The 8,522-nt window shown below is 30.6% G+C and carries 7 protein-coding genes; all 7 read right to left on the bottom strand.

The genetic code is table 11. From position 1 onward, the window contains the following. Positions 1-313: 313 nt before the first annotated feature. Positions 314-1,513 (bottom strand): glycosyltransferase, encoded by a 1,200-nt coding sequence (locus ABD011_RS05200; RefSeq protein ID WP_343796339.1) that lies wholly within the window; start codon positions 1,511-1,513, stop codon positions 314-316. Positions 1,514-1,693: 180 nt separating this feature from the next. Then, positions 1,694-2,485, bottom strand: coding sequence for a Stf0 family sulfotransferase (locus tag ABD011_RS05195; RefSeq protein ID WP_343796337.1), 792 nt, complete (start codon positions 2,483-2,485; stop codon positions 1,694-1,696). A gap of 103 nt (positions 2,486-2,588) precedes the next feature. Further along, a complete protein-coding gene (locus ABD011_RS05190; protein WP_343796335.1) occupies positions 2,589-2,840 on the bottom strand; it encodes an acyl carrier protein in 252 nt (83 codons plus the stop codon). A gap of 42 nt (positions 2,841-2,882) precedes the next feature. After that, entirely contained in the window at positions 2,883-4,187 is a 1,305-nt protein-coding gene (hemW, locus tag ABD011_RS05185) for a radical SAM family heme chaperone HemW (protein WP_343796333.1), read from the bottom strand. 10 nt (positions 4,188-4,197) lie between these two features. Then, the gene (locus ABD011_RS05180) at positions 4,198-5,637 is read right to left on the bottom strand and encodes an AMP-binding protein (RefSeq protein WP_343796331.1); all 1,440 of its coding nucleotides are present in this window, start codon (positions 5,635-5,637) and stop codon (positions 4,198-4,200) included. A 101-nt stretch (positions 5,638-5,738) separates the two neighbouring features. Then, positions 5,739-7,340 (bottom strand): condensation domain-containing protein, encoded by a 1,602-nt coding sequence (locus tag ABD011_RS05175; protein WP_343796329.1) that lies wholly within the window; start codon positions 7,338-7,340, stop codon positions 5,739-5,741. Positions 7,341-7,477: 137 nt separating this feature from the next. Beyond that, positions 7,478-8,386, bottom strand: coding sequence for a DUF6734 family protein (locus ABD011_RS05170; protein WP_343796327.1), 909 nt, complete (start codon positions 8,384-8,386; stop codon positions 7,478-7,480). Positions 8,387-8,522 lie beyond the last annotated feature (136 nt).

The raw sequence follows: 8,522 nt of genomic DNA, 5'->3' as shown, positions 1-8,522 counted from the left end.
ATTATTAACATTCTATAATGCACTCCATTAATTGCACTTGCAGTTAATTCCAACGGTGTAACTTTGATATTGGTAATAATTGAGTTTGCTCATTACTGTGATTTAATCTTGATGGCAATTGCCACTTCAGTCGATGAAATTAAATGATAGTACAACACATTCTTACTAATAGTAGTGCTTTTTAGAGAGATCCTAAATAAATAAAATCAAGCATCAAATGACCAAGATTAAACTGCAATAGTGGATAGGGATTATAACAAATTTTATACTACTCAAATATACACGCATATATCCCTAGATTAGCTAACTTCTGTTAAACAGAGGATTGTTGTTCTATTAAATTAGAAACGAATTTTAAAAATGACGTTTTATTATTTATCAAATCGTATCTGGAATTATATTCTTGAAGAGCATTGGTTATGTCTTTTGAATCGTAAATTTTAGACACATACTGCGTCAATATTGATTCGTCCAATTCATTCATAAGTATTTGTAGTCCAAAATTATTTTGAACAACATTGTTTCCATTAATTTCATGTTCAATAGTTTGCGGAATAACAATCATAGGAGTTTTATAAAATAGAGATTCCTGAATACTGCATGCTCCACCATGAGTAATGAAAAGCTTGGCCTTTTGTAGATACTCTTCTTGCTTTCCTAATTTTGCTAGCTTAAAACCTTCTGGCAAATCAGCTTCATTGATGTTAGCATATATAATAACCTTAGAATCAAATTTTTCCAATGTTTTAATTAAATTCTCAAAAAGTTTCAAATCTTTATTGAATACAGTTCCTAAAGAAACATATATAAGGTCTTCTTTGCTATCTTCCATATACCTATCAAAACTCATCCCTAAAAATTTATAATTAGTTTCTAGCGATTCTAAATCAGGTTGAAACTCAGGCGTATTCATAACAATATGCAATGATTCCTCATTTATATATAAATCATTTCTATTAGAAGAGAACAAATTGTATTCCTTTAATATCTTTTCATACTTTGAGGAAAGTGTTTTTCCATCAAATATATTTCCTATGGAAACACTATTTTTTCTATCAATTCCCTTGTGGAAGTTAAAAACTATATCGGGATCAAACACAAAACCTGATGTCATATTTATGGCCGGTATTTGATATTTAGAAGCCAATAGTTTTGCCACAAAGCCAAACTTTGGATGAATAATAAAATCAGGGCGCTCTCCAATGATGTGATTCTCTATTTGAGCTTCAGTTTTTTCATAAGATTCTAAAATTGATAAGCCTAATTTAAATATTGAAAAATCTTTATTCAATGTATCTGTCCCTAATCCAGAATAGTTTTCGTAGCCAATAAAATTGAAGTTCTCATTCGATATAAAATTGGCATAATCTTCTGTATTAAAATAATCAATACAAAAGCCTTTATTCAAAAGAACTTCGATGTAAGGTTTCATGGCGAGATTATGACTAAAAAGCGGATAGCTAATTAATAAAATTTTTTTGCTTTTTTTATCATTTGAGCTAGACATGTTCATAAATAAGCTGAGTTTTCTTTTTAAACAAAGTGCTTTTTAGCCATAATATTGTAACTCCAAGCAACCGTCTTGTGATGCGAACATCTGGTCAATACCTGGATAATCAACTTTGTCTTTATTGATGAATAGTTTTTTGTAAAATCTAATTAAGCTTTTTAAAATAAGGCATTGCAGAATAACTTAATCTTCAAAAAATCCACTCCATTGCGTGCTGGAAAAATGCATCTTCAATTCTTCATAATTTTTAATATTGTCTCGCAATCTGGCCTTATTCTGCTTTTTAAGGACAGATGTCAATTTAACTGGCTCCAATCCTAAAAAATTGAGAACGTTTTCCATGGTTCCCTCTATGTCAGACACCATATCCTCGTACTCTAATTTGAATATCTGGTGCTCAGAAAAGAATTCGTTATAATAGTTATTGAATCCGACTATTCTATTGAAGTAGGTTTCTAATTCTTCTTTTGAAATTTCAATTTCTAAATTGTCAACTTTTCTATCTTTAATACTAATCCATTCATCTGTTATAAAAGCCCTTTTCAACGATACAAATGTTTTTAATAAGTTTCGTCTTGTAAGATGAATAATCCTTAAATCTTTATCATTCTGATAATAATCCCATAGTTTATCAAATTGATGCTCTAATTGAGCATTTGAGTATTTACTAAAAACAAAATCTATGAGCTTTAAATTTCTTTTTTCTACGTCTTGATTAGAGGTTTCTAGCTTTACTTCTTTATTGAAATAATCTAATTTGAAATTGTCGTATAACATTTTGAATCCAACCCCATGAATCAAGTCTGATTTTGGATCTAATTTCTTATTTAAATATTCAATTGGAAAGTCTATAATAGATTCCACTTCATCTAAAGCTATTCTATCTAAACTAAATATTTCGCCAAGGATTCTTAGTCTTTGGTGTGAACTTAACAAGTTAACCAATAAGTTGGATCCAGACCGCGTAGGACACAAAATCATAAATTTCATAAACCTCTAATTACTTAAAATGTATATTGTAACAAACCTCCCAATAATTGCAATGCTAAGCTATAATTATTTAAAATAATCTGTTTGCTTAATTTTGTTTTGCATCTATAGCATCACAAATTTTAGTTAAGTTGGAGAACATGTCCATATTTAAATCTTCTTCACTAAAAGAAATATCAAATTCCTTTTCAACCATTACAATAAAGTTTACTATTGAAATAGAATCCAACCCAATTCCATCCTCTAGTAAAGAGGTTTCGGGAGTTACTTCATCCATGTTACAGTTAACATCTAGTTTTTCTGAAATGATTTTTTTAATTCTTAAAATTGTCGTTTCCATTGCATAAAAAATTTAAAATTAATGATCTGTTTAAAAAGTTAATTAATAGATTAATTGATATTGATCGTCACCAATTTTAGCTTTGAAGCCATCAACGAGTACTTTTCCAATATAATCCGCAAAGAGTATTCCTTTATTTGTAAGTCTTAATTCATCGGTACCTTCCTTGATAAATCCATTAGTGTATAGAAAGTCTATTTCTTTTGGTAAAAACTCAAAATAATCGAAACCAAATTTTTCGACGAATTCAGCTTTTTTATATGAATTAAGTCGGGCCACACAGAGTAAGAGTTCTTTAACAATCTCATCCTTCAATGACAATTTATATTGCCTGTATAAAGGTAAAGTACCTTCCTCTATAGATGCTTTGTAGTGGAGTAAGTTATTTGTATTTTGATAACTCACATTTCCTATTTTTCCAAAGGCTGAAACTCCATAAGACACACAGTCTTTTCCGCGCCATGTTTTCTCAATGTAGGTGTGTTTGTAATTATTTTTTGTAAAGGCAAATGTAGTCCACATACTATAATCACTGGATTGAAGGATGTCCAAAGCCGATTCCATAAATTCGATTTCCTGCTCAGCGGAAGGTAATTCTATATCATCATTACGTAAAGATTTCTGATAGAATGCGGTGTTGGCGTAGGTCTTAAACTTATAAAACGTTATTGCATCAACATTACTATTAATTGCCTCTCGAACCGTATGACTAAACGACTCGTGTGTATCGCCAACCAAACCACTTAAAATATCAATGTTAACCACCAATCCTTCATAACCTCTAAGGAGTTCTAACGAGTTGAAAACCAGTTTCTGAACATGTTTTCTGTTACTCATCCTTAAAATTTCATCATCAAATGACTGTACTCCCATACTCATTCGGGTGACTCCATTTTTAACATAACACTCAACCTTTTCTTTATTAAAGGTTCCCGCTGCACTCTCTAATGTAAATTCTGCCGAACTAATATCATGATATTTTTTTAAGACATCAACGATTCTAGTGAATTGTTTTGGCTTCAATAAAGTAGGTGTTCCTCCTCCTATATATATTGAATCAACTGGAGTTTTGGAATATTCTCTCTTGCTGGCAACCAATGCAATCTCCTTGCATAATGATTCGACATAATTTTCTATGTCGTATTGCGATTTTATTTTCTCAGTTTTATAATAACAAAAATTGCATATCTGAACACAAAATGGAATATGTATATAAATATTAATCGGTTCAGGAGAAAATAAGTCACTTGACTTATTAACGTTCCAATATTTAAAGGAAGGGTAATTTGTATAAAATTCCTCTCTTGTTTCAATATTAGGTTGAATTGCGGTTTCTTTTTTGGACATGATTTAAAGTTTAGTTGCGACTTATTTTATATGTTGTTCTTATGTTTTGTCTGTCCGGCTTTCCGGATTGGAGATAGGGCATAAAATCCATTTCAATAAATGAATCAGGAATTTTGTAGCTTTCTAAAAATGTTTTACACTTCTCTTTTAACTCATCCGTAGTTAATTTCTGTCTTTTTCTAAACACCACATAGGCGCTAATTGTACTACCTTTATATATATTGATTTCGTCTGTTTGTAAAATAACTATTTCCTCAATTTCAATGATGTGCTGTTTTATTTCTTCTTCAATTTGGGTCAATGAAATAAGTACGCCGTTTCTGTTGATGCAAAGATTTTTTCTACCGTTAAGCTCAAATTTATTATTAGTGTATTCTATGATTAAATCGTATGTATTATAGGTTTCGTATGCATCTGCTATTGCCTCAAAAGTTTGCTCCTTAATATTGAAATACCCTTTGAACGGATTTGGGTGGTTACATAATAGCTCCTTAAAGTTGTCATCAAGTGACTTTGAAGAAATTTTGACACCCTGCAATGGCATCAGCAAATTAGAATCGTTTTTTTTACTATTTTTAGAGGTAGCGATTACGCCAAGTTCGGTCGAGCCATATAAGTTAATTACCTTACCATATCTGATATTTAATTCTTTAGCCGTCTTACAATTTAATTTATCGCCACCTGATATTAGATATTTATAGTGATACGGATTTCTTTTAAATTTTATATACATTTCCAAAATTCCGGGAGTCATAAATACCACATTGGGGTTGAATAAACGTTCTGCATCTAAATACACCGGAATATTGACATTATTCACTAGCATTACTGAAACACCCTGTAACAGGGAAGGTATTAAAGCCGCTCCAAAACCATACATATGACTTATTGGAACTGGAATTGCTACTTTATCGGTGGCATTTATTTCAAGGTGATCTAAACAGCCTAAAGAATTATTCATTAAAGTATCATTATCATGCACTACTATTTTACTATTTCCTGTACTTCCTGAAGACTTAAATAAAATTGCCCCTTTAATAATGACATTTGCATTCAATAATTTATGATACTCATTGGAAAGTAAATAAATATTTTCTTTTAAATCTGAAGGTTTAAAATCTTGTTTATAGATATCTGTTGATAAAAAATGTGTGCAAAACCGAAGCTCCAAAAGTTCAGGTTCTCGTGTTGTTTTATTATTACCATTTAACAGAATAAACTGTTGCTTTTCTGACATAAAAACTGCCAATATTAGTACATCAAAGACTTGATTTCGGCAGAAAAAAGCGACACACTTTTCTGTGTCTAATTTATAATCATTGTAGATAATGGATTTTATAGTATCAAGTACTCTAAGTGCCTTTGAATATGTAATACTTACATTTAAATCTCTTAAGACATGGTGATTGTCTTTTCTAAATCCAAGTTTTTGTAGTATCTCGCTATCCATTAATTAATTTTATAATCCTTAAAACGTATGTTAGATTAGTTTTTGACCAACAATATTCTCAAGAATACAGCAAAAAATAGCCATACTTATTTTAGATGAGCTCAGTCGTTATTCTCAATCATTCTGGTTAATATGTCTATATAAAGCAGAGTAAACCTTTCTATATCTTTTTTTGAATAAGTATTCAAATTATAGCGTATTTCCATAAGTGTTACATTTTTATACTCGCTTATGGTCATACCTAAATTAAAGTGGCAAGATGGATCTTCCTTATGCCCTTCAATAAATTCACTACTCAAAGGATTGGGATACTTAATATAATTTATAAACATCGGAGCCAACATATCTAAACTAAGATCTAACTCATCAAGTATTTCTTCTGAAGGGTATAATCTATATTCTGAAAATTTGAAAAACTCACTTGCTACATACCTTATAAATTTTTCTAAAGTATATTCTGAAGACACCTTTAAACATAAAACTACAATGTTGTTCAAATAACCAACTATAGGCTCAAACTCTTCAACAACCCTTGTAGAGAAAGGTATATACACTCTGGCATTTTTTTTATTACTAAACTTAGAAGAAGCAAGCACAAATGATGATAGCAGTAGAATAAAAGAACTAACCTTATATATAATAGCAGCCTTTTCTATCTGTTTAATCAAATAATCATCTAGCGTTACTGCATATATTGCTCCTTTTTGTGGTATAATATTCACAAGCTTGCCAAAAGCTCTATTTTCAATTTCCTGTCTATTTTCAATTTTGAATTGATTCAATTCAGTTTGTAGATGTCTTTTATATGTATTATTATGATTGTTTAAAAATTCTATTAAGCCTTCATATAAACTTCCAGAAACACTTGCCTTGATTTTGTTTAGATATTCGTTTTTAATTTTAATTCCTTCTTCACTATTCAATGTAGAGTTCAACCACTGTCCGTAGTGTCTATACTGCGTTTTTAAATCACGGAGAGGATTATCCTTATAATGCTTATAAGCCTCAATAATTGTTAGAATTTCTCGTTTCAATATTCCTATTGAGCTATAATCTGCATTTGCATGGTGTATTGTAAAAATCAAGGTAGTCCTTTCATCTGAATTCCTTATTAAGGTCATAAAAGAACAAAGCTCTTTTTCCAAATCGAAAGCTCTATACATAGCTTCATGTCTAAGTCTTGGCAGCAAGATATCTTTATCGCTTACATTCTTTAAATCATGATATGCAATTGGAAGCTCATAGTCCTCCACAATGTACTGCTTTGGCAATTTATTAATGAATTTATATTGTGTTCTTAAACTTTCATGACGGCTTAAAATTGTTGCTAACGTTTTTTCGATAATTGGTATTTCAATGTTTTCAAAATCCATTGTAAATACTATGTTAAAATCAAACTTTCCTATTATTTTATAACGAATGTATTCTTTTTCCTGTTGGTAAAATAACTCATAGTATTTGTGTTCGCCGTCGCTTACGTAATTTTCAAAGTTTCTTTTTTCAAACTGAATGGAAGGGGTGTTTCCCTTAGAAACTGCTTTCTTCAACGTTTTAAAATGCAAAATCAACTGTTCCTTATTCAATTTTATTTCCTCTAAAATTGGAGCGATATTAACGTCTTTAGGAACATCTAGTTGAATCTGATTATCTATAACTTTTACACCTATATTATACTTGATAAGTTTATTAAGAATATCGTTCATAGTAAAATTCAAACAAATGGAACCGTATTAAATTTGTGATAGCTGTAACTTTTAATCTGTGATAGGTATTAGTCTTCCTCTTTGAAATGGTTCAACTATAATTAAAAAAATGTGATACATATCATTGCTTAACGACTCTATACAGAATTTAGGCATAATGATTCAATTCTTTTATGAAGTTTGGGGTGAATCGATTTCAGTTTATCAGATAATACATTACAATAGCTTTCGCTCCTTTTACAAGGCACACCATACAGATGTATGTATTTTGCGGCATCGGGGAATTGCTTGAAATTGGTAAAGCCCTGAACTGTGTCTACGAGTTCGCCATTATTTTCAGTTTCGAAGAGGCATGTAACGTTTATTTGACTTTCCGTTGCTAAACAATAAAACAAGGTTTGTTCATAAATGGTGTTAAATCCACCAACATCAATCTTCCCAATTTTATCAATATTAGTCATTACAAAATCGATAGCTGCTTTTGAATAAGACTGAAAAAAGGATATGTCATTTCCTCCTAAGATTCCAGCATTATATGCATTAATTTCTCCTTCTCGCTCCGTCACTTTTTGAATGACTTTAGGGAATAGCACCTCTTGTTTTTTCAAACTAGCGAAAAGTGGCTCATACCACCAAAAATGCGCTTTTTCAATATTTTGAGATATTAACGTCGCATTTTCAATGCGATCAGAAAATCGCGAGCCTATATACACGTCACTATCAACATGGATAAAAGGATCTTTCTGAAGACCGTAAACAAAAACTTTTCCTAAGGCCCATAAATCTGGATGAAACTCTTCGAAGTCATCAAACACTAGGTGAACTTTAGTATAAGGTAGTTGCAATTGATCTATTAAGATATCTCGCCCAAATTCATCAGTAAACAATTCAACTTCATCATAAAATTCAAGTAACTGTAAGCAACTCAAAGCCCAGCTCATTAAATGATATTTTCTATCTAACCAACCTCCAGAAAATCGTCCATGTTCTTTCTGATTATCAGTATTCAACATTGGTTTAGTCCATAAGCTTTGGATTATTCTCATAATTTTATCTAAAGTAGATTTAACTGTGATTATAAAAAAACTAAATACTCAAACTTCCTTTACATAACGAGTTAAGTCCTCTTAGCATATTGCTTTTAAGGTTTGTATCGTCTCCATATCAGTCCAAAAAAGCTGA

It is taken from the genome of Gaetbulibacter jejuensis (genome assembly GCF_039524015.1).
GTDB classification, from domain to species: domain Bacteria; phylum Bacteroidota; class Bacteroidia; order Flavobacteriales; family Flavobacteriaceae; genus Gaetbulibacter_B; species Gaetbulibacter_B jejuensis.
The sequence above is the reverse complement of the archived record's forward strand: the minus strand, read 5'-3'. Positions and strand labels throughout refer to the sequence as shown.